Origin of the sequence: Lactococcus sp. LG1267 (assembly GCF_017309545.1) — a bacterium.
In the GTDB taxonomy this organism is placed as follows: domain Bacteria; phylum Bacillota; class Bacilli; order Lactobacillales; family Streptococcaceae; genus Lactococcus; species Lactococcus petauri.
In genome coordinates this window covers 1,436,067-1,456,675 of record NZ_CP071295.1, presented here as the reverse complement: position 1 = coordinate 1,456,675, position 20,609 = coordinate 1,436,067, and the positions used below count along the sequence as shown (strand labels likewise).

Genomic DNA, 20,609 nt, shown 5'->3' with positions numbered 1-20,609 from the left:
TTTACAATAGATTGTTTAATTTTTATTGACATAATTTTCAATCTGCTTATCTGGAATTACCCACGGAATCATACTCAAGATTGTTGCCACTAATGAAATCTGAGCTACAGGCAGTAAAACGGTCAGTAAAATTCCGACCATTAAAATGAGGATAGAGAAACCGCCTTTCCAAACCCAATGCATGTCCTTTAGTTTATAATTTCTCGATTTAAAAATTTCGTAGCTTAAGATATTAAAAATAATATCAATAAATAAGTTATTTACATCATAAACAATCTCAGGCGTTTTTGAACCTGAAAATTCAGACAGCCAGTTTGTGGTAAAGGGAATGAAACTCATAAAAAATAAGAGCACGACATTCCACCACAGAATTCTTCCTGAAACACGTTCAGCCAGATGGAAAAGGTGATGATGGTTATTCCAATAGATGGCCAACAAGTAAAAACTTGCAAGATAGGTTAAGAAAATAAATCCCATATCAAATAAGTCTGTCCAATTTGGACCTTTAGGAATGCGCAGGTTTAAAACCATAACAGTAATTAAGATGGCGACAATTCCATCTGTAAATGCAGATAAACGTCCACTTGTCATTTTGTTTCTCCATGTATTATTATCGCCAAGCAGGCGGGAATTTAATATTTGCTCAATTCAAAATAAAGCGCAGCAATATTTCCTTCAAATTCGCGGTTTTGACCATCAATTTCGAGTTCTAATACTTTCGCTGAATCTTCTAAAGCAGGAATTTCACGATTTTGGAGGAGAACAAATTCTTCTACGTTAGCGAATTCTTTACTTTCTTGACGGCCGTTAAGATGTTGTACTTTAATTTTCATGATTTTCTTCTTTCTTTTTTTTAAAATGAACACCTTGCTTTTGATAATAGCGCAAGAGTTCTTGACGTTTTGCTTCATAACGTGGCGGTAAAGCTAAATCGCTTCCCAAATCTTGAATTGATTCATCCAGAGTAAAGCCTGGAGTTAGGGTCGCAAACTCAATCCTTACACCGCCTGGCTCTTTAAGATATACCGATCGAAAATAACCACGATCCGCATATAATTCTCTCTCATAACCTAAGCTTAGCGCTTTTTCCCATATATTATCGAGCGCTTTACTGTTAGGAACTGCAAAAGCGATATGGTCAATAGACCCTCTCCCCCAGACTCGTTTGCCTTCTTTAGATGTTGCGGGAAGAAGCGTAATACCTCCCTCACTCCCAAGTATCTCTTGGAAAAAGATCCTTGTCTGCTCAAGATTTGAGCTGTAAAGACGACTGCCCCAGAGTCCTGTGATTTGGAAAGCTGCAGGTACATCTGACAGCACATTGATGTGGGCATCTTGATTTTGCTCTTCTACTTCGATAAACTCAAGTAAAATCTTGTCAAAATCAAGAACCTGTAAAGTATTGTCTGTGTGTTGATATTCTAAGCCGAACTTCTTAAAACGTTTCGCCCAGTATTCAGTAGAATCCTTAGGAATTTTGAATTGGATACCGGACAAATAGTCACTCCCATCTTGCCGTTCTACATCAAAGCGTTGATCCGGAAAAAAAGTCACTACAGTTCCAGGAGTCCCCATAAAATCACCGTAATACACATGTCGCATATAGATATTACCTTGATTAATAGAGTTTTTCACCAAACGCAAGCCTAAAATATTAACATAAAAATCAAAATTCTGCTCAAAGTCAGCTGTAAGTAGAGATATATGATGTAGTTCCATATGCCCGCCTCCTATGTTTACAATTGTAAACCCATCTTTTTGATATGTCAAGAATAAATGTTGAGAAGAACGTATAATAAAAACACTTGAGAATATTGCTCAAGTGTTTTTTTAAATCACAAAGAATATTGCGAAATATTCTTTTATAATTCAGCCAAAGCCAAGGAAAAGGCACCTTTGGTTGAGGATACTTCTTCTGTTATGATAGAGGCTGTTGGCACAAATTTCTTTACTTCTTGTATAAATGTTGTCTGCACTTGAGGTATTTTCAAAAGGACAGAACCCTTTAAGGCAATGCCTATGTCTTGGGGCCGATCTAATTTGTTATAGTTATCAATTGTTATCTGTGCCAAAAACTGTCCTGCTTCTCTCAGAATATTTTGAGCTGTAAAGCTGTCCTTATTTGCTTCGGCAACAATAATAGGTGTCAGTGCTGCAAGTTCTTTCTTAGGTGCGCCGTAGACAAATCGTTTTATTGCGAATGAATCAGGAAGGTTAAGATAATGGAGAATCGCATTTGAAAGTTGGGATAAAGGTTTCCCTTGGTCTTCGTCGTTTGCCATCTTTTCAATAGCCTGAAGAGCAATCCAATATCCAGAGCCACGATCGGCTCCGATCAGATGCCCCCAACCACCAGTCATTACTTGCTTTTCTCCTCTGTGACCAAAACTGACAGCACCTGTCCCTGCGATTGTCAAAATACCATCACCCTTAGGGAAATAGGCCGCATGTGCGATACGTGCATCAGTCTCTATCCGGATAGGAACTCCAAAGGATGATAAAGCTTGCTGAAGCTCTGCGTTATATTTTCTTGAACCAACTCCAGCCACACCTAAAGAAAGGGCAACTAACTCCGCATCAGGTAATACATTCAAGCACCTTTTGATGGCTTGCTGAATATGCTGACAAGCTGCTGTGAAATCAATCAATACATTTCCATAGGAAGAATATGCCTGTGCTAAAGAATTTCCATCTCTATCGTAAGCTACAGCTTCTGTTTTTGTTCCACCAGCATCCACGCCAATAATAATCTTCATATCTTTCAATTATCCTTTAACTTGAAATTGAAAGTTTTCCCAAGCTTGCAAATAATCCAAAAGAAAGATTTCTTCTTCCCGGATTCGGGCAACTACATTTGTTTTACCTGAATTTTTCATGTCCTTAAGTGCTATGTTCAGCTCTCCTTTATATTGACCATATGTTTCGTTCTCAATGATAATGTCACCCCGTCTAATGTCACGTGTATTTCCTTTAGGGAAGGCTTCAGACTTATATTTTACCCGTGATTGCGTGGAGCGAATCATATATTCAGAAATATCACCACGGTAAAAATGCGGCTCTTCTTCTACAATCATACGCTCTAACTCTGTAATTGCTTCATCAAGCTCAATACCAAAAGTCATCATCTGACGGTTGAGAGCAGCAAGCTTTTTTATCTCCGCTTCTGAAGCATAAGCATTGCCAATAATAATATCGTCAACCAACCCTGTAGCTGATAAATGCTGTGCTTGAACTTCGATGGGCAAATCACGGTGCATCTCCAGAGTTGCTAAACCTTCCATAACGGGCCAAGGACCATAAGTTGCATCGTGAGAATTAACAAAAGCTGCCGTCTGAATGTAGTTTTCCTTATACATTTTTGAGCATTTGACAAAGAAATCATAAGAAAGCCCTGAGAAACGCTTGGGATAAAAATTATGACAGCCGACTAAAAGGTCGCGATTGGGTACATGACTTAAAATATTTTCCATATACTTTGTCGCATTGGACATATTGATCTCGATTTTGAGCCCATAGGGATTGTAAGTCATCAAGGCTTCTTCTTTACCTGTAAAACCTACATCTAGACGTATCCCATGCGCACCCATCTCCGCAAAAAATGATAAATCTTCATATGAGATTCCCAACTCATCAAAAATACGTGGTGCAATATCAACTGTCACTTCAAAATTTTTGCTTCTGGCATAGCTTATCGTTTCCTTGAAATTCTGTAAAATTTCTTCCTTTTCGCCATTGACGGACAATAAACAGGTAAAGATACGGCTAAAGCCATATTTATGGGCAAGGTCAATATAAGCCTTATCTTGTTCAAGTGTACTATGTTCTGGATAGATCGAGATTCCTAATCGTTTCATATGTTCTTCCTTTTAAAATTAATTCAAACTGTTCACTTCGTGAATATCTTTGCTGTCATATTTATTTATATTTTTCTTATTATAGATGGTCATAGCGCGTTCAATCGCATGTCGTGTCATTTCAAAGAAAACCATTGCTGCGAATACTGCAAAAATGATAAGAGGGATTTTCAGTAGCACAAGGAAACTTGGGAGCAGTAAAATACCAATTGCCAGAGCAAGCATGCTCATAATTCCCCAAAACCAACGGCTTCGCAAATATTTATTTTTAAAGTTTTCTGCTTTGATAGAGAAATGGCGCGCGCGAAGGATAACAATTACTGTAGCGATAAAAAAGAGAATCGAATATAACATAAGTCTATACACTTTCTATATGTGAACTTTTATTTAAATAAGCACTTAAATCTAAGCTCCTTCAGTTTCAGCAGCTGCTTTCTTTTCTTCTTCAAGCATTTGCTTGTCATACATTTTTACAAATGGATAATAAATTAAGCCAGCAATAAAGAGGTTGACTAAAACAAGAATAATTGCACGCCAGTCATTCCCCGTTGCCATATAAGCACCGATTGGAGCAGGTAAGGTCCATGGCACATTGGCCACAAAACCATTTACCAATCCTAATCTGACAGCACTGTAAGAAACAATCGTTAAGATTATAGGATTCAAAACAAAAGGAATCGTAAAGACCGGATTCATCATCAAAGGCATACCGAAGATTAAAGGTTCGTTGATATTAAATAGCCCTGGTACAAAGGTCAGTTTTGCCATATCTCTCAGATATTTGGCACGACAAGTAAAGAGCAGGAAAACAAGAACCAATGTTACACCCGCACCGCCCATTGTGACAAACCATTGATAAAATTGCTCTGGTGCGACATAAGGAAGTTGTGTCAACGGAGTTCCATCTGCCATAGCAGCCATATTTGCATCGAGCATCATGAGCCACATCGGACGAACAATGGAGCCGATAATGTTCATTCCATGAACACCAGCCGCCCAAAGCAAATGGATAAAAATCATAGGTAATAAAGCACCAAACATATTATTGCCCATCAGATCAGCAATTGGATTGAAAATGCTCATGATAAAGTCATTAATATCAAAATTGAGCATTACACGTACTATCCAGAGAAAGATAATAATAAATCCTCCTGGTAATAATGCTCCGAATGAACGACCAACTGCTGGTGGTACTCCATCAGGCATTTTAATCGTGATATCCCGTTTAATGAAGAAACGATAAATTTCCACGGCGAAAATCATTGTTAGAATCGCAGAGAACATTCCTGCACCACCTAAGTATTGCATAGGCAGGACCCAACCAATCGCCGCTTCGCCTGCTTCAGTCAGTACAGTATCGACATTTAAAGGGATTGTTAAAGTCAAAAAAGCTGCTAATGAGAGAACGCCTCCTGTGACACCATCTAAATCATAAGACTTAGCCAAAGAATCCCCCATGGCAAAAGAGGCATAGATTGCCATTAAACCCATTGTAATTCGAAAAGGAATTGTTAAGTTGGCTGTATGTGGTGCTAACCATTCCGCCACAGCCGGAATCGGAAAATTGGCGAAAACCATTATGAAAGAGCCTATCAGGATAAGGGAGAGTGTAGAGATAACCCCGTTACGTATAGCAACCATATGGCGTTGCATCCCAATTTTGGTCATAGGTGGCATCAATCTTGTTTCAATCCACTTGAGAAATTTTTGCATGTTTACTCCTTTAAGTAAATTTTATTTCATATCAACTGTAAATCCAGCTAATAATGATCACTTGTTTAAATAAAATATGCGCACGTTCATCGGCTCAGCCACTAGCGATTGACTCCTTCTTTTAGGAAATCAGCAAAACGTACATGTCTATTCAACAGAACAATATTTCTTTGAATACCCTTTCATTATATATTAATTGAAATTATATTTCAATTAATAACCAAGATTGCACTTTTTTATCTCTGGATGACATTTTTAATAAAAAAGCTTTAACCCTCTTGTTAAAACTTTCTCTTCTATAGAAATTACCTTCATCCAAAAAAAAATAACTCACCGCCACAGATAAAGCAATCAGGATAATATCATGAACAAATAATCCAATAGTCATCTTTTTATGTTTGCTCTCCAACTTTTCAACTCTGTCTTTTAATTTTTCTGTTTCCATCGCTTCTGTTTATTTCTTTAGACTACATCGGCATAACTTATAGTAATATTCTTTAATTCTACTGTCTAAATAGATAGAATTAAAGTGTTGGCCCATCCCTGAGACATCCACATTTGAGCACAATTAAATTTTTGATGTTATCTCTTCTTCTAAGGTTTATTTTTTAGGATGAAAAACAATTAAACACACAGAAACCCTAAGCAATCTATTGCAGATAGATGTCATAAATTAAGATATACAATGCAGTAATTGTCATTCGTATCTCACAATTTGTATGGAAAAGATGCACTTTTTAATTTTGTGAATAAACCGGCAAATTCTTGCTTTTTATTTTTTTTTAAGTTAGAATTAAAGTGTCGAGGTTTGCGAGCGATTTCATAACCACTCTCAAATTCAATTCAAATTTATTATTTAGGAGAATCTAAATGAAAACCACTAAATTGGCTTCAATCGTAACTTTGTCAGCAGCTTCAATCTTCTTGCTTGCAGCATGTGGCAACAACAATGACTCAGCAAACGGCAACAACGATGCGAAAACTGAACAATCTGACAGCAGCAAATCAGCTGATGCCTTCACAGGAGCAACTGCTGGAGCAAACAGTTTCGAAGATTTACAAAAAGGATTGTCTAAAAACGGTTCATGGTTGGCAGCAATCACAAAAGACATGGATGCTTCAGGTAAAACTTTGACTGTTGAGGGTGTTTATGCTAGCAAAAACCAAATCGCACGTAAATTTGCAGCTTACGCACAAGATGCTGATCACGTTGTGACTGACCGTTACACTTTGACTGTTGATAAAGTTGAAGTAAAATCACCTGGTTTCAAGCTTTCTAATGGTACAATTAAAGGTGATGTAGCTGTCTTCGCACCTGGATTCGGTGCACAAAGCGGTAAAGGTGTTGAAGGTAAAGCAACTATCGACGGTAACTTGACTTTTGCAAGTCAAGACCTCATGGATGCTTATAATAAACTTCCTGAAGAGCAAAAACCAAAAGTAACAGGTGAAACTAAAGTTGTCGAAGGTGAAGTTCTTGAATTCCCTATGGGTGCAATCACTATTGGTGAACACGGTGAAGTAACTCACGAATTTGAAGGTAACGGACCTGATACTCAAACTGGTGCAACAACTGGTACAGATGCAGCTGATGTCTTAGCTTCAGGCTTGAGCGCTAAAGGTGCTTGGTTAGTATCTGGTAACTCAGATATCGATGCGGCTGATAAAGACATCACTGTTGATGGTATCTTCATGAACGAGAGTGGCCAAATTCAACGTACATTGGCATTAATCGCCCAAAACGACAAACACCAAGTCACAGATTCATTTACTTTGACTACAAAACGTTTGATCATTAAATCACCTGGCTTTGACCTCGAAGGTGGTAACATTAAAGGTGATGTTTACGTTGCAGAAAATGCATCAATCAAAGCTCGTGATATGAAAGGTACAGATGGCAAAACAATCCCATCTGAAATCAATGGTAACCTTTACTTCGCAACTCAAGAACAATTGGACGCATACAAAGAATTGGATGCCGCTAACCAATTTAAAGTTTCTGGCGAAGTTGCTGTAAAAACTGCTGAATAATTAAAAATAAAAGATCTCATAGGAGGTCTTTTTTATTTCAAATATACTATATAGCTAAAAAAGTAAAATCATCCCGATAGTCTGGGATGATTTTATGCTCTATATTGAAAGTAAAGTATCTCATGGTTTAACATATGCAAAGCCTGAGTTCTGTTTTTGGACGAGTTCCACAATACCAGCGGGCACAACTGTACAACCTTCTTGTAGCCTTTCTACTTTGTATCCTCTCATGTTTAAAGAATTTTGGCAAACGGCAACTTTGACGTCTCTTTTGAAGACTTCCACAAGATCCACTGGTGAGGACTTCAGTACCATTTCTACTGCTTCTCCATTTACTAAAATCTCAATCTTGCCTGGTTCTTTATTCTGAGTGAGCCATTCTTTGAGATTCTTTACGTTAGAGAGGAGTGTGTTCCATTTGTTGTTTTCATCAATATGCAGAATAACTTGTAACATCTTTATGTCTCCTATTAGATATATTGGGCAGTAAGTGAAGCTGAGCAATTTCGTAACCCAGCTGGCGGTCCTGCGTAAATCACTTGGCCACCAGCTGAGCCACCTTCTGGACCTATATCAATAATCCAGTCCGCCTGGCGAATGATATCTAACTGATGTTCAATCACGACCAAGGTATTGCCTTGGTCAACAAAATGTTTCATAATCTTCATCAGACGGCTAATATCAGACAGATGCAGACCTGTTGATGGTTCATCCAGAATAAAAAGATTTCCTTTTTGATAAAACTCATTAGCCAACTTCAAGCGCTGACGTTCACCACCAGATAAAGTACTCGTTGGCTGTCCCAATGTCAGATAACCAAGTCCTACTTCGTTCATAGCTTTTATTTTTTTCTTAATCGCTGGAGCAGACTTAAAAAAATCCAATGCTTCTTCAATCGTTAAGTCTAGGACTTCCGTAATATCTTTTCCTTGATATTTAAAGGCTAGAGCTTCCATCTTGTAACGTTTCCCCTGACAAACTTCACAGGTTTGTTTCACTGTTTCCATAAATGCCAAGTTAGATTCGATATAACCTCTACCTTCACAAGCGGGGCACGCGCCTTCGGAGTTGTAGCTGAATAGACTAGGCTTAACTTCATTCACTTTTGCAAAGGCTTTTCTAATGTTATCCATAATGCCTATAAAAGTCGCTGGATTCGAACGACTGTTGGCAGCTAGACTTGCTTGTGTCACCATAATAGCTTCTGGATAAGTTGATCGTAAAGAATGCTCTACAAGTGTTGATTTTCCTGAACCAGCTACACCGGTCAAAACGGTGAGAAGCCCTTGAGGAATATCAAGATGTTCATTTTTAAGGTTGTTAGCGTTTGAAATTTCTCCTTGATAAAAGTGAACTGGATGTCTTGGTTTTTTGTTAATGGTTGTCATCTTAGAAAGATATTTCCCCGTTAAACAATCAGACTGAAGAAGCTGCTCATAGCTTCCTTCAAACATGATCTCACCACCATGTACACCAGCACCAGGTCCAACTTCTATCACCCAATCAGCAATTTTGATGACATCCGGATCATGCTCAATAATAAGCACAGTATTTCCTTTATCTCGCAGCTTTGTAAAGATGCTATTAATACGAGCCACATCCCTCGGATGCAGACCAACAGAGGGTTCATCAAAAATATAGAGCATATCCGATAGCGCGTTATTTAAATGCTTTACTAATTTTACACGCTGAGATTCTCCACCAGATAAAGTCGTCGTTTCTCGATCAAGACTGAGATAACCTAACCCAAGGTCGATCAGATGATCAATTTGTTGTTTAAGGTGTTCTGTTCCCTCGTGTGATGTCAAAACATCACTTAAATCTGTCAGTTCCATACTCATCAAATCCGCAAAGGTATGTCCGAACCAACGTACCGCTAGTGTTTCTTGGTTTAAGCGTTTCCCTTGGCAAACTGGGCAAAGTGCTTCATGCGTATAAGTTGCAAGTGTCTTTTGGGCACCTGCAGACAAGTCACCTTCTTTCTGCAAGAAACCACGATTAAACTTGTCAACTATTCCCTCGTAGGTAAGATTGTATTCGCCCATTTTGATTTTGCCGACTTCTTTGCCGTGATAAAGGCGATCCAGCTCCTCTTCTGTATAATCTTTCAATAATTTTTCACCATCAAAAAGACCATTCTCTACATACATTTTGGTGATTTTTTGGTAAGGCTTAAAAAGAACTGCACCATTATTAAGTGAGCGTTCTTTATCAATAAAAAGCTCCATTTTCAACTCTAGTTTTTTACCAATACCTTGACATTCTGGACACATGCCCGCTGGAAGATTAAACGAAAAATGGTCTGCTCCAAGCTGGGGGCTTCCTCCACCTGAAAAAAGTTGACGAATAACAGGTGCAATATCAGTGATTGTCGCAAGAGTCGAGCGGGCATTTCCCCCTAAAGTTTTTTGGTCAATGACGATGGAGGCCGGAAGATTTTCAATCCGCTCCACATCAGGACGTTCATATTTGGGTAGAAACTGTCGAACAAATGCAGGCAAGGTTTCATTTAAGAGGCGTTGTGACTCATCGGCAAGAGTATCAAAAACATGGCTTGATTTCCCAGAGCCTGAAACACCAGTAAAGACTGTTATTTTCTTCTTGGGGATTTCAAGCGACACATTCTTTAAATTATTGACCTTATCTGCAATGACACGAATCGTATCAGGCATCGTTTTCTCCTTTTTCAAGTCCGCAGACAAGATCCTGCAAACTATAAAATTCAATTTTTTGGGTGTTGCTTAAGTCCTATTCTATCATTTTTTTAGTTTTTTTTATCTGATTTCAAAGCTTTTTATTTTTAATGATAATATTGATGATTTCTCGTATAAATGAATTACAAATCATTAGTAAACTACACGCACATTGTGTACAATAAAGAATAGAAAGTGAGTGCTATCATGAAAATTTCAATTAATCTTTTTGTGCAAGATATCAAACAATCGCTAAAATTTTATCAAAATGTTTTCGGAGCAAGCATTCAGGATGAACACCACTTTAAAATAGAAAATTATCCCTTTGCTTTAGCTGAAGTAAAAGAAAACACCCCGAAATCTCGAGGCGGTGTTGGTCTTTGTCTGCAAATCTATTTGAAGGATATTGACAATATTTTAGCGCTGGCATTTGATAATGGCGGACAAGTGGTCGCTCCCGGTACGCCTGAAAATCCTTCTTTCATTGCTCATGGCCAGCGTGTCATTAATATCGAAGATCCCTCAGGTCATATCTGGTCTGTGACAGAAATATGAAAGTAAACTCTCACAGCACTCAAGCAAGAAGCTCCAAACAGTTATTCAAGTCCTACTTTATAGCGATAATCATAGTCTGTGGCACCACGGTTATAGGGCGCTGAGACGAGCACGGCTTTTGTGCGTACTTTATGATTTTTAATGGCTGCAATGGTTTCCGGTTTGTCATCATAAAACCAATCAATATCCAATCCAATAATTAACGGCAGTTTCTCCTCAGTAAAATAAATTTTATCATAATAAATACCGAAACGATTAAGCGATTCTATCGTTTCTTTAGCATAAGAAACATGACGTGCTGTAATCAGTACTATTTCTGCTCCGTTCAAATGTTCTTCTGCCAAATCTTCGACCATCTTGCGATTTGGTGTACTTTCTCTGATAATTTTTCGCTGAATGTCTTCTTCCATTGTTGCATAATAAATCAAGTCATAGTCAATAGCCTCCATCGTTTCAATATTTAAGTTAGTGCCCAATTTTTGATTGGTATATTCAATGGCTTTCTTCATAGAAAAAATTACACCATCAAGATCATAGCCCATCACTTTACGGCGCGGGAGATAACGCACTTGACCAGTTTCATCACGTAAAAACTGCATGGTAACATTCACCCCCTCAATCTCTTCACCTGGCAGCTGATGCTGTGGTGCTAACTTGGACTCTTCCATTAGTAAAGAAAGTAATTCTTCCTTAGGCAAGTTGTATTTATCAATCATATGCACTCCTCTTTGTATTCGAATCAGTTTCTATTATAAATCTAGTATAACAAAAATATAATTTCTCACGTAAAAATACAAGGGAATACTTGTGCCAACTCACTACATAACGATATAAAAAAACAGCCAATAATGGCTGTTTTTTTATTGCAATCTTATCCAAAATATTGGATGCTTGCATCTAAATTGAACTTAAATGATTATTTAAGTGTGATTGAAGCACCAGCTTCTTCCAATTTAGCTTTGATTTCTTCAGCTTCTGCAGTTGCAACGCCTTCTTTGATCATTGTTGGTGCGCCATCAACGAGTTCTTTAGCTTCTTTCAAGCCAAGACCAGTGATTTCACGAACAGCTTTGATTGTAGCAACTTTTTTGTCGCCTGCTGCTGTCAATTCAACGTCAAATGAATCTTTTTCTGCTGCAGCTTCGCCACCAGCAGCTGCTACTGCTACAGGAGCAGCTGCAGTTACGTCAAATTTTTCTTCGATTGCTTTAACGAGCTCAGAGAGTTCGAGGATTGTTGCTGTTTCAAGTTCAGCAACGATGTTTTCAATGTTCAATGCCATTTTGATTCTCCTAGTAAATTTTAGTTTGTTGCGTAAATCCGCCGATATAAAATTTGCTTACTGTCATTCCATATGGAATTAAGCAGCTGATTCTTCTTTTTCTGCAACAGCTTTGACTGCGAGAGCCACGTTGCGGACAGGTGCTTGAAGCACTGAAAGAAGCATAGAAAGAAGACCGTCGCGGCTTGGAAGAGATGCAATAGCTGCAACTTCTTCTTTGCTTGTAACTTTTCCTTCGATAACACCAGCTTTGATTTCAAGTTTGTCTGCTGTTTTAGCAAACTCGCTCAAAATTTTAGCAGGGGCAATAGCATCTTCGTTTGAGATAGCTACTACTGATGGGCCTACGAAGCTGTCGTTCAAACCTTCGAGTCCAGCTTTTTCAGCTGCACGACGCAAGATTGAGTTTTTAACAACTTTGAATTCCACACCGGCTTCACGCAACTCTTTACGAAGTTGAGTGTCTTGTTCTACAGTTAAACCACGTGAGCTCGCAACAACGATAGATGTCGCAGCTTCGAATTTTTCTGCAAATACGTCAACCAACTCAGCTTTCTTAGCAATAGTTGCTTCGTTTACTTTGTAATCGCTCATTTGTTTACCTCCATTTTATTTTGTTCGTAGGAATTTTCACAAATAAAAATCCCCACGACCAAAAGACATAGAGAGTTCAATCATTGTTTAAAATGTTTGTCCTCGGTTGGATGCTTATGACTTATGTCCCCAACTGTCTTCGGTCAGTCCTTTTCAGAACTTCTATTAGTATATCAGATGTTTTTAAAAAATGCAAGGGAAAAATTAATAAAAAATCAAAAAAATGACCATTAACGAAGTCATGATCATTTTCTCTTTCAGTTTGCCCTGAGTTATAGGCTCTATTTTTCTGTTTAAGCATTAATAAATTTGATGGCTTTTGATCCACGGAGGGCCCAATACAGTAAAGCAAAGCTTCCTGCAAAAATGAGACCTTGTAGAATATTAAAGACAACAACAGCACCAATATAAGCTGAAATACCACCAGGAAACATTGTTGCGATATCAAAATTAGCAAACATTGCGTAAAGTGGTATAGCGTATACATAGTTAAGTACTACCTGTAATACAGTTAAAGCCAATGTCCCCAAAATGGCTGCCATAATATAGTTACGCAAGCTAAATCTGTGACGGAGAAAGAACCAAAGTACCAGCACAAAGACAGTAACTGTCAAAATATTCATTGGTAAACCAATATAGGTATTCACTCCGTCACTATTTAAAAGTAACCACAAAAGCGAACGAATGATAAGAATAGCAAAAGCACTGCTTAAGCCAAGCATAAATAGTCCAATCAAAATGGGCAAGATTGTGAAGTCAATCTTTAAAAAGCTTGCACTTGGCACCAAAGGAAATTGGAACATTGGGTAGGACAGTACAAAAGAAATTGCACTGAGCATTGCGATAAGTGTGAGTCGACGTGTTTTTGAATTTGACACGAAAAAACCTCCAAAATAGAAAATAATATTTCTTCATTTTGAAGGGAGTTTTTGAATATTGACGAAAACGGACTCAACCCAAAAAGAGCTAGTCTTATTTCCTATTCTTCTCCCATCCAGACTTTACTGTCGGTTGTGGAATTACACCACATCAAGCTTTTCAGCTTCGCGGACTTTAACCGCCGGTCCCGAATTTCACGGTGCCCTGAAGATACGTTTATTATATCACAAAAAATTATTTTTGGTCAAAAAAAAGAGCGCTCACACGCTTTTTTTATTTTCCTTTTCTTCTTTTGCGAAACTCAAATAAATCGTAAAGGAAGGAACGGTGATCGCTTGCTAAGGCATATTCTTCCAAAAGATTAACGGTTTGGCGTAATTTTTTAGCTTCATTAAGCGCAATTCGTCCTGTATGCTCATATTCGAAAATCACCTTACGCTCTAAATAATAGGCTTCCATCAATTCTTCTATATTCGTCAATTCTGTAGCTACACGAAATCCATTAACATAGTTCCAGTTACCTTGAGCAATATGCTCTGCTTGACGGAAGCGTTCTGCTTGGAGAAAGTCAACAAGTTGTGCATTATAGATTGTCCCTAAATTTTCCAAAAGTTCAAGAACAAGTTCTGTATTATCTAAATAAAGATTGCTAATCTCTTGGCGCGTTTCTTCCATATCTTCAACTTTTGGACGGGAAAGTTGGAAGTCAAAACGAGAAATACGTGTTTTTAAAACTTTCAAAGCACGCAAAGTAACCACTTGGGCAAACTGGATACTTGAAACCAAGTCATGTGCCAAATCTTGCTCCAGAGTATGGATGTAGCGGTGGTAGGTACGATAAGTACGCATCGAGATTTTCTCTTTTTCCAGCGCATCTTCAAGCCCTTCAATTTCTACACGGATAATTAATAATTGCAAGGTGTTAAAATTTTCTGTAATTCCAGCACTTTCTTGCTCTACAATGAGCTTCTGAATCCGGTTTTGATAATCGGCAATCACAAGGTGATAGCCATTTTGCGCTTTCTCAGTAATTCTTTCCCGTAATTCTTGCACAACGTCACCTAAAATTGCGATAACTGCCAAATTATTGACCGTGCGTTTTTTCTCAACTGCAAAGTAAGGCAAAGTCAGCAAACTCACAAGAAAGCTTAAGCCAGTAACAGAGGCGCAAAAAAAGATTAATAGATTGTTGGTATTATCAGCAAGCCGAGGTAAAAGGAGTATGGTCGCAATGGAAACCGTCCCTTTTGTACCAGAAAAAGTCAACAATAACAATTCGCTCCAATAAGAGTGAAAGATTTCTCCCTTGTCTTTGACAGTCACCAAATAATAAGACAATAAGATTAAAAATCTTAGCAAAAATAGGGCAAAAGTCAAAAGTAGTACAACAAAAACCAGCCAAAAAACGGAATATGTCCGGTCAAAAAGGAAAGGAAAAACAAGACTATGCAACTCAATCCCAAGGAAGATAAAGACACTTGAGTTCAGCATAAACACAATCGTTTCCCATACACTATTTTTGACACGCGTCACTTGTGCATCAAACACAGTAGTTGGTCGAAAACCATTGGACTGGAAGATACCAGCAACAACAACGGCGATAATTCCCGAAACGTGCAAAACTTCGGCCAAAGCAAATGCTGCAAGCGGCATTACGAACTCCAGCATCAAATAGCCACTGACATCACGCGCATCGACATCATCAAGAATTTCTAAAATTTTATTTTTAAAAATCGAAAGCCCAATACCAATAGCAAAGCCGCCTATAATGGACAGGATTAAATTAAGGGTCGCCTGTGGTAAAGAAAAAGTCCCTGTTACAAGTGCAAGCACAGCAATCTGGAAGGATACGATACCAGATGCATCATTAAAGAGTCCCTCACCCTGGAGAATATTCATGATTCTTTGAGGAAAAACAAAGCGGGTCGATAACGTACCCACAGCAATTGCATCCGTTGGGGCTAGTGCAGCTCCTAAAGCCAGACAAGCTGCTAAAGGAATGCTCATATAAAACAGATGTAAAATACCACCTAATCCAAGAGCAGTAACAAAAACCAGCGGGAATATAAGCACAAGTATCAAATGTCGGTGTTTAACAATCCGTTTCACTTCTGCTTCTGTACTCTCTCTAAACAAGAGCGGTACAATGATGAAACCAAGGAAGAATTCCGGGTCAACGTGAAGAAATTCTGAAATACCTCCAAAACCAAAAAGAATCCCTATGAGAACTTGCACTAAAGGCAAGGCTAACTTAGGGAAAATTTTATTGATAACATTTGAAAAAACTAATGCGAGCAAGAAAATGATCACATGAAGGATAGACTGAAGCATATAACTCCTTAAATATCATTTCTAAATCGTCTTTGTTTCTCTTGAATTTTCTTGTCCAACTTTGAACAGTCCTTATTATTCATGCGTAGACGACAACGTTTAAATTCCAGTTCTGCCAACTGACGTTTGATTCGTTCTCGTTTTGCAGCACTAAATTCATCTTTTTTAACATATTCTAATTTTTGAAGCATAAGTTCTTTTTTGTCAGCTAATGCTTCCAGATGATGCTGAATATTCTCACGTGAGAGAGCATCTGTTTGATTGGAGAGAGTGCTTTCCAAAGCTTCTTTTTTATTTTCAATTTCTGTTAAATGGGCTTCAATTTTTTTGATTTTATCTTCTTTTGATAAACTCATGAAAGCATTCATCTCTTGAGCTTCCTTATCTTCACTATCGCCTTCAAGATAAGTCTTTCGAAGCTGTTTTAAGCGTTCTTCAAAAGTCATTTCAGTCATTTCCGTACTCGTCCTTTTTTCATTGATTATTGTCTGAGATGCGCCACATTTTTTTAAAATCGTTTTGCTCAAACCTATTCTACTCTTTTTCCTAAATAATGCAACTTTCAAGCACTAATTTAAGCAAAAAAATAGAACAAGCTATTTCTCATAATGAGGCTTGTCTATAAAATAACCTTGTCGATTGTCGATTTTTAATTTATCGGCTAAATCAATACCTTCTCGATCTTCAACCTCAGTGATATCAATATTTTTGTTTTTTTCTCTAATCAAACGGACCCAATCGCCCATGTTGAGATCAAACCATTCAGAATCACTTTTCTTTTGAAATTTAGAAAGCGGGATTTTCACACCATAGATATCATTCAATAGCCACTTGATCTTGTGAAAGTATTTTTTACTTGGTTCGACTTTTTCTAGGATAACATGAACACCAATGTCTTGGCTTAACTTCAAATTCTTCTTGATCCTTGATTTCATAAGCCAGCCAATCTTGTCTGTCAACTCCACATTGATTTCAATCCGCAGCTCCATCGGATAGCATTCGCCTTTGACCCAGCGAATAAAGTATTCGTAACGTGGATCTGCAAGTTGTTTCAGGCTAATATTAATGGCTAAAAATTGTGACGGATAGTTTATTTTCACAAAACTTTTATGAAGCAGATAAATCACTTCACGTAAGGTAAATTTATCAATATCATCTGGGAAAACCCATTCTTGTTTTTCTACATCATACTTGCGGAGCAGTGCTTCTAAACCAGTTTTTTCTCCTTTATTATCAATAATTGTCTGAAAGTAAAATGTATAATTTTCAGCATCTTCCATTGTTTTAGGATAAATTCTGTTTTGTCGTTTCGCCCAAACATAGCTGGTCACAATTCCGAGCAAGCAGAGAAGAATAAAGATTATTGTCAACAGAAACATTACATCTAAAAGCATAGTTTATCCTTTCTTCAGGCTTTTCCTTGTAGGGCTGACCCAAGCACCCGCGTGTTCACTTTTACCAAAACAAGCCTTCATGGCTGGTATAAAAGTCGTGATTATCGTCAATGGATTGACCATCCAGAAAAATAACATATAGAGGGGAGCAAAAATAAAGTATTTGAATTTTTGTCCCTTACTGTCTAAGATTAGTGCGGCTAAAAGCTGCAAGGTGCCCGCTATAAGCTCGAAGGTAACAAAGATAAAGGACATCGCAAACCCATGCCAAAGCCGCTCATAATTACCTACAATAAGGAAATAGAGCATAGCCAAGATAAATATAATTGACGTAATGAAAAAGAAGAATGACCAAATGATGGAAAAAGTCGTGTCAATAAACATTGACAGAACATAACGGTACTTAATGGGATGCAAGATAAACTTCAGTGAGTTAGTAAACCATACTTCAGTACCTCCCTGAGCCCAACGTTTTCTTTGCTTATAGAGCTGCGAAAGGGTTTCTGGTACATTCATGTGAAAAATAATATCTGGGGCAAAACGCGGCGTCATACCATACATTAAGTGATCCCAAGCGATACTAATATCCTCTGTACTTCGGTCTTGTCTAAAGCCGCCAACGTCGATCAAAAACTGCTTTTTATACATGGTATTCGCTCCACTGTACGAGTACATTGAATCATTGATCGCGGTTTGGCTTCTTTTAATGACACCAACGATACTTGAAAACTCAACAGTTTGCGATTTTCCCATAATAGTCGTCCGGTTCTGCACATCCATATTGGCTGTAACCGCAGCTGTGTTGACATCGATTTCACTCATGAAATAGTTCATATATTTCATAAGCGCATCTCTTTCGGGGATTGTATCCGCATCATTACTTAAAATATATTCCCCCTTCGCAAAGTAAGTACCAATGTTAAAGCCGTGTGCCTTTCCTTGATTTTTCAAGATATTAATAACACGCAACTTATCGTACTTTTCTTGTAAGTTTTGGAGAATAGGCAAAGTTTGATCGGTACTACCATCATTAATCACTAATATTTCATAGTTACTATAATTGAGCATTGTAGCTAAGTACTCAATCGTTTCCTCAATCATCACTTCTTCATTATGAGCAGGAATCATAATCGTAATCATCGGTTGCTCATCAGGTGCTAGTTCCACAAAATTTGTCTCTTTTCGCCCTTTTTTTAGGAAACGGTAACTCAAAGAGCCAAAAAACCAAAACAAAGCACCAATAACGGGATAAAGACACAAGATTATTAAACACACGGTGATAACCATTTGTAGACCACTATCCGATGTAAACATCTGGCCGAAAATATCAGATATCATAAGTATCCACCTCATCTTTACCTAGAACTTTTGAAAGCTCGTCATTTTTTAAATTCTTTTCTGGTAGAACTTCAAAATATTTTACATTATGACGGAATTCTTCTTCACCGAAGCGGTCCGCCATAAATTTCTTTCCCCTTTTTCTTCGCTCGATACTGGAGACCGAATCAAATGTAGGCCATTTTTCAATGACCGATTCCCTTCGGTTATTTTGAATAATTGTCATGCTCGCTGCATAAGTAAAGGTGATGACCACACAGAAAGCCAGCAGAATCAACAAAAATTTAATTTCCAAAACTCCTTCGGAATATTTCCAAAAGGCAATGCCATACTTCCCATTTGAAGTCTTATATAAAAAGGATGCTATGGTAATAAAAGTCGGCACAATGAAGCACACCCAACCCAAAAGAGCGATGAGGAGTTGTTTAATTTTTAAAAGCCAATGTCCCTTTTCAAAGAACAGATCGGAATAACTGTAATTTTCTTCGGTTTGTTCCTTGTTTAATTCTTCCTTTTGCAATATCTGATACTCCTTTAATGTAAAAGCACACCTTCCTGTTTCCTACAACTTCAGTATACTTAAAAACTTTCTTAAAACAAAATGAAATAGACAAAAAAAAGAGAAAAATCATTTTTTTCTATTTAAAGTAAACTTGATTTTTCCCGTTTTCTTTTGCAATATATAAATGCTTATCGACACGATAAATAGCGTGGTCACGTGTTACTTTATCCGTAATTTCAACCACCCCGACTGAAATTGATGTTTTAATAGTGTTAGAACTCGCGTGAAAGACATATTCGGAAATTTCCTTGGCTATCTGCTCCATAATATCACGTACGACTTCTCCTTTGCGATTGCGAAAAAGAAGAAAGAATTCATCACCACCATAGCGGAAAAGTTGCCCGTTTTCTCCTGTTTCTCTTAAATACTTTTTGATGAGCATACAAATTTCTTTTAATACATAATCACCTGAGCTATGCCCATAATGATCGTTAATGTGTTTAAAATTATCAATATCAAAAAAGACTAATGAAAATTTGGAAATCTGATCACTGGCGAGGATTTCATCCATCGTTTCTTCAAATTTTCTCCTATTATATACATTGGTCAGTGCATCAATATAAGTATATCGTTTGTACTTTGCATACTCTCCTACAATAGAAGAAATATCCAACAAAATAAACTTGGCAATCACAAGGAGTATAAATGTTTTCCAGAAAATTTCTAGTGAATGTATCAAACTAAAAGCAAATTCGGAAAGGAATAAGAGCTGCACAGAAACAACCAGACTTAAACCTATAAGCATCATTTTACCATAACTTTGCATTACAGCCGTTTGATTTTTGGCAATAAAATAGAGCGTCAGCCAAAAAAGACCCAGAGATAAGGTAACTAATAAAATCGACTTCCAATGAAAACCATAGTTGTAAATATAAAACAGATAGAAAATTGTAAACAGTGGAAGCATAGCATATTCTATTTTTTCATAATGCGTAACAATACAATAATCGACTGCAATAGCGATGAAAATGAGCGAAATATCACTCAGTAAATAACCATAAGCACCACCCTGAGCTATTTCAATAAATAATAATTTTAAAAGAAAAATCCATAATGTAAAATTACTCGAATAGAACCAAAAGGCAGAGTAAGGATTTTCAGCGTATTTACTGCGATGGATGATATTTTTAGTGAGAAATATTCCACCTAAGATTGCCGGAATCAAAAATAATTTGGCAAAAAAATAAGGCCCCAGTATTTCTTTGATAATATCCATCATCTTCACCTCTATCCTTTTGATGAAAAAGAAAAGTGGCTTTTCTTCTTCTGCTTCTTACAATATATTATAATATAATAAATAATTTTATCTTTTCATGTCGTTGCATAAAAGCAACGATATTCTTTATCGTCACGTATTTGATAACACTTTAATTTTTTGTTGCA

The 20,609-nt window shown here is 37.4% G+C and carries 22 protein-coding genes, 1 riboswitch and 1 other annotated feature; of the genes, 2 read left to right on the top strand and 20 right to left on the bottom strand.

Annotation, left to right across the window (positions count from 1 at the left end; all coding sequences use genetic code 11):
- Window positions 1-15 precede the first annotated feature (15 nt).
- The 8 genes from J0J33_RS07150 to J0J33_RS07115 form a co-directional block, all read right to left on the bottom strand.
- Window positions 16-591, bottom strand: coding sequence for a TMEM175 family protein (locus J0J33_RS07150; protein WP_206921643.1), 576 nt, complete (start codon window positions 589-591; stop codon window positions 16-18).
- A gap of 41 nt (window positions 592-632) precedes the next feature.
- The gene (locus J0J33_RS07145) at window positions 633-833 is read right to left on the bottom strand and encodes a hypothetical protein (RefSeq protein ID WP_019293473.1); all 201 of its coding nucleotides are present in this window, start codon (window positions 831-833) and stop codon (window positions 633-635) included.
- Window positions 823-1,719 carry a VOC family protein gene (locus tag J0J33_RS07140; protein WP_117517633.1) on the bottom strand — a complete coding sequence of 299 codons (897 nt, stop codon included), beginning with the start codon at window positions 1,717-1,719 and terminating at the stop codon, window positions 823-825. The genes J0J33_RS07145 and J0J33_RS07140 overlap by 11 nt, the downstream gene beginning before the upstream one ends.
- A gap of 143 nt (window positions 1,720-1,862) precedes the next feature.
- Complete coding sequence (locus J0J33_RS07135; RefSeq protein ID WP_240265517.1) at window positions 1,863-2,756, bottom strand: BadF/BadG/BcrA/BcrD ATPase family protein; 894 nt, start codon at window positions 2,754-2,756, stop codon at window positions 1,863-1,865.
- Window positions 2,757-2,765: 9 nt separating this feature from the next.
- Window positions 2,766-3,854, bottom strand: coding sequence for a DUF871 domain-containing protein (locus J0J33_RS07130; protein ID WP_206889060.1), 1,089 nt, complete (start codon window positions 3,852-3,854; stop codon window positions 2,766-2,768).
- An 18-nt stretch (window positions 3,855-3,872) separates the two neighbouring features.
- A complete protein-coding gene (locus J0J33_RS07125) occupies window positions 3,873-4,208 on the bottom strand; it encodes a hypothetical protein (protein WP_019293469.1) in 336 nt (111 codons plus the stop codon).
- 51 nt (window positions 4,209-4,259) lie between these two features.
- Window positions 4,260-5,567 carry a PTS sugar transporter subunit IIC gene (locus J0J33_RS07120; protein WP_206889059.1) on the bottom strand — a complete coding sequence of 436 codons (1,308 nt, stop codon included), beginning with the start codon at window positions 5,565-5,567 and terminating at the stop codon, window positions 4,260-4,262.
- A gap of 202 nt (window positions 5,568-5,769) precedes the next feature.
- Window positions 5,770-6,012, bottom strand: coding sequence for a hypothetical protein (locus J0J33_RS07115; protein WP_040087420.1), 243 nt, complete (start codon window positions 6,010-6,012; stop codon window positions 5,770-5,772).
- A gap of 425 nt (window positions 6,013-6,437) precedes the next feature.
- On the opposite strand from J0J33_RS07115, the gene J0J33_RS07110 reads away from it, so the two are divergent.
- Window positions 6,438-7,598 carry a hypothetical protein gene (locus J0J33_RS07110; RefSeq protein ID WP_019293462.1) on the top strand — a complete coding sequence of 387 codons (1,161 nt, stop codon included), beginning with the start codon at window positions 6,438-6,440 and terminating at the stop codon, window positions 7,596-7,598.
- Between the two features lie 120 nt (window positions 7,599-7,718).
- On the opposite strand, the gene J0J33_RS07105 is transcribed toward J0J33_RS07110, so the two are convergent.
- Both J0J33_RS07105 and J0J33_RS07100 read right to left on the bottom strand, forming a co-directional pair.
- A complete protein-coding gene (locus tag J0J33_RS07105) occupies window positions 7,719-8,054 on the bottom strand; it encodes a DsrE family protein (protein WP_165719598.1) in 336 nt (111 codons plus the stop codon).
- Between the two features lie 14 nt (window positions 8,055-8,068).
- Window positions 8,069-10,270 (bottom strand): excinuclease ABC subunit UvrA, encoded by a 2,202-nt coding sequence (locus J0J33_RS07100; RefSeq protein ID WP_206889057.1) that lies wholly within the window; start codon window positions 10,268-10,270, stop codon window positions 8,069-8,071.
- A gap of 228 nt (window positions 10,271-10,498) precedes the next feature.
- On the opposite strand from J0J33_RS07100, the gene J0J33_RS07095 reads away from it, so the two are divergent.
- Complete coding sequence (locus tag J0J33_RS07095) at window positions 10,499-10,846, top strand: VOC family protein (protein ID WP_198494649.1); 348 nt, start codon at window positions 10,499-10,501, stop codon at window positions 10,844-10,846.
- Between the two features lie 41 nt (window positions 10,847-10,887).
- Here J0J33_RS07095 and J0J33_RS07090 read toward each other — a convergent pair whose 3' ends face one another.
- The 10 genes from J0J33_RS07090 to J0J33_RS07045 form a co-directional block, all read right to left on the bottom strand.
- A complete protein-coding gene (locus tag J0J33_RS07090; RefSeq protein ID WP_206921642.1) occupies window positions 10,888-11,562 on the bottom strand; it encodes a hypothetical protein in 675 nt (224 codons plus the stop codon).
- Window positions 11,563-11,762: 200 nt separating this feature from the next.
- A complete protein-coding gene (gene rplL, locus J0J33_RS07085) occupies window positions 11,763-12,128 on the bottom strand; it encodes a 50S ribosomal protein L7/L12 (RefSeq protein ID WP_004257497.1) in 366 nt (121 codons plus the stop codon).
- A gap of 78 nt (window positions 12,129-12,206) precedes the next feature.
- A complete protein-coding gene (rplJ, locus tag J0J33_RS07080; protein WP_004257506.1) occupies window positions 12,207-12,722 on the bottom strand; it encodes a 50S ribosomal protein L10 in 516 nt (171 codons plus the stop codon).
- A 34-nt stretch (window positions 12,723-12,756) separates the two neighbouring features.
- Window positions 12,757-12,883: a sequence feature (ribosomal protein L10 leader region), on the bottom strand.
- A 132-nt stretch (window positions 12,884-13,015) separates the two neighbouring features.
- On the bottom strand, window positions 13,016-13,600 hold the full coding sequence (locus J0J33_RS07075) for an ECF transporter S component (RefSeq protein ID WP_019293456.1): 585 nt from the start codon (window positions 13,598-13,600) through the stop codon (window positions 13,016-13,018).
- A gap of 100 nt (window positions 13,601-13,700) precedes the next feature.
- A riboswitch (FMN riboswitch) is annotated at window positions 13,701-13,817 on the bottom strand.
- Window positions 13,818-13,874: 57 nt separating this feature from the next.
- Window positions 13,875-15,932 (bottom strand): sodium:proton antiporter, encoded by a 2,058-nt coding sequence (locus tag J0J33_RS07070; RefSeq protein ID WP_206921641.1) that lies wholly within the window; start codon window positions 15,930-15,932, stop codon window positions 13,875-13,877.
- An 8-nt stretch (window positions 15,933-15,940) separates the two neighbouring features.
- On the bottom strand, window positions 15,941-16,387 hold the full coding sequence (locus tag J0J33_RS07065) for a hypothetical protein (protein ID WP_019293454.1): 447 nt from the start codon (window positions 16,385-16,387) through the stop codon (window positions 15,941-15,943).
- 141 nt (window positions 16,388-16,528) lie between these two features.
- The gene (locus J0J33_RS07060) at window positions 16,529-17,326 is read right to left on the bottom strand and encodes an EAL domain-containing protein (RefSeq protein WP_165716759.1); all 798 of its coding nucleotides are present in this window, start codon (window positions 17,324-17,326) and stop codon (window positions 16,529-16,531) included.
- A 3-nt stretch (window positions 17,327-17,329) separates the two neighbouring features.
- Window positions 17,330-18,664, bottom strand: a complete 1,335-nt coding sequence (locus tag J0J33_RS07055; protein ID WP_206921640.1) for a glycosyltransferase — start codon at window positions 18,662-18,664, stop codon at window positions 17,330-17,332.
- Window positions 18,654-19,184, bottom strand: coding sequence for a hypothetical protein (locus J0J33_RS07050; protein WP_019293451.1), 531 nt, complete (start codon window positions 19,182-19,184; stop codon window positions 18,654-18,656). Before J0J33_RS07050 ends, J0J33_RS07055 begins: the two co-directional genes overlap by 11 nt.
- Before the next feature lie 118 nt (window positions 19,185-19,302).
- On the bottom strand, window positions 19,303-20,445 hold the full coding sequence (locus tag J0J33_RS07045; RefSeq protein ID WP_206889053.1) for a diguanylate cyclase: 1,143 nt from the start codon (window positions 20,443-20,445) through the stop codon (window positions 19,303-19,305).
- Between the last annotated feature and the right edge of the window lie 164 nt (window positions 20,446-20,609).

What these genes read in the sequence shown, in the direction of transcription:
- J0J33_RS07150 (WP_206921643.1), bottom strand. Translation starts at nt 591, where the DNA reads ATGACAAGTGGACGTTTATCTGCATTTACAGATGGAATTGTCGCCATC.
- J0J33_RS07145 (WP_019293473.1), bottom strand. Translation starts at nt 833, where the DNA reads ATGAAAATTAAAGTACAACATCTTAACGGCCGTCAAGAAAGTAAAGAA.
- J0J33_RS07140 (WP_117517633.1), bottom strand. Translation starts at nt 1,719, where the DNA reads ATGGAACTACATCATATATCTCTACTTACAGCTGACTTTGAGCAGAAT.
- J0J33_RS07135 (WP_240265517.1), bottom strand. Translation starts at nt 2,756, where the DNA reads ATGAAGATTATTATTGGCGTGGATGCTGGTGGAACAAAAACAGAAGCT.
- J0J33_RS07130 (WP_206889060.1), bottom strand. Translation starts at nt 3,854, where the DNA reads ATGAAACGATTAGGAATCTCGATCTATCCAGAACATAGTACACTTGAA.
- J0J33_RS07125 (WP_019293469.1), bottom strand. Translation starts at nt 4,208, where the DNA reads ATGTTATATTCGATTCTCTTTTTTATCGCTACAGTAATTGTTATCCTT.
- J0J33_RS07120 (WP_206889059.1), bottom strand. Translation starts at nt 5,567, where the DNA reads ATGCAAAAATTTCTCAAGTGGATTGAAACAAGATTGATGCCACCTATG.
- J0J33_RS07115 (WP_040087420.1), bottom strand. Translation starts at nt 6,012, where the DNA reads ATGGAAACAGAAAAATTAAAAGACAGAGTTGAAAAGTTGGAGAGCAAA.
- J0J33_RS07110 (WP_019293462.1), top strand. Translation starts at nt 6,438, where the DNA reads ATGAAAACCACTAAATTGGCTTCAATCGTAACTTTGTCAGCAGCTTCA.
- J0J33_RS07105 (WP_165719598.1), bottom strand. Translation starts at nt 8,054, where the DNA reads ATGTTACAAGTTATTCTGCATATTGATGAAAACAACAAATGGAACACA.
- J0J33_RS07100 (WP_206889057.1), bottom strand. Translation starts at nt 10,270, where the DNA reads ATGCCTGATACGATTCGTGTCATTGCAGATAAGGTCAATAATTTAAAG.
- J0J33_RS07095 (WP_198494649.1), top strand. Translation starts at nt 10,499, where the DNA reads ATGAAAATTTCAATTAATCTTTTTGTGCAAGATATCAAACAATCGCTA.
- J0J33_RS07090 (WP_206921642.1), bottom strand. Translation starts at nt 11,562, where the DNA reads ATGATTGATAAATACAACTTGCCTAAGGAAGAATTACTTTCTTTACTA.
- rplL (WP_004257497.1), bottom strand. Translation starts at nt 12,128, where the DNA reads ATGGCATTGAACATTGAAAACATCGTTGCTGAACTTGAAACAGCAACA.
- rplJ (WP_004257506.1), bottom strand. Translation starts at nt 12,722, where the DNA reads ATGAGCGATTACAAAGTAAACGAAGCAACTATTGCTAAGAAAGCTGAG.
- J0J33_RS07070 (WP_206921641.1), bottom strand. Translation starts at nt 15,932, where the DNA reads ATGCTTCAGTCTATCCTTCATGTGATCATTTTCTTGCTCGCATTAGTT.
- J0J33_RS07065 (WP_019293454.1), bottom strand. Translation starts at nt 16,387, where the DNA reads ATGACTGAAATGACTTTTGAAGAACGCTTAAAACAGCTTCGAAAGACT.
- J0J33_RS07060 (WP_165716759.1), bottom strand. Translation starts at nt 17,326, where the DNA reads ATGCTTTTAGATGTAATGTTTCTGTTGACAATAATCTTTATTCTTCTC.
- J0J33_RS07055 (WP_206921640.1), bottom strand. Translation starts at nt 18,664, where the DNA reads ATGATATCTGATATTTTCGGCCAGATGTTTACATCGGATAGTGGTCTA.
- J0J33_RS07045 (WP_206889053.1), bottom strand. Translation starts at nt 20,445, where the DNA reads ATGATGGATATTATCAAAGAAATACTGGGGCCTTATTTTTTTGCCAAA.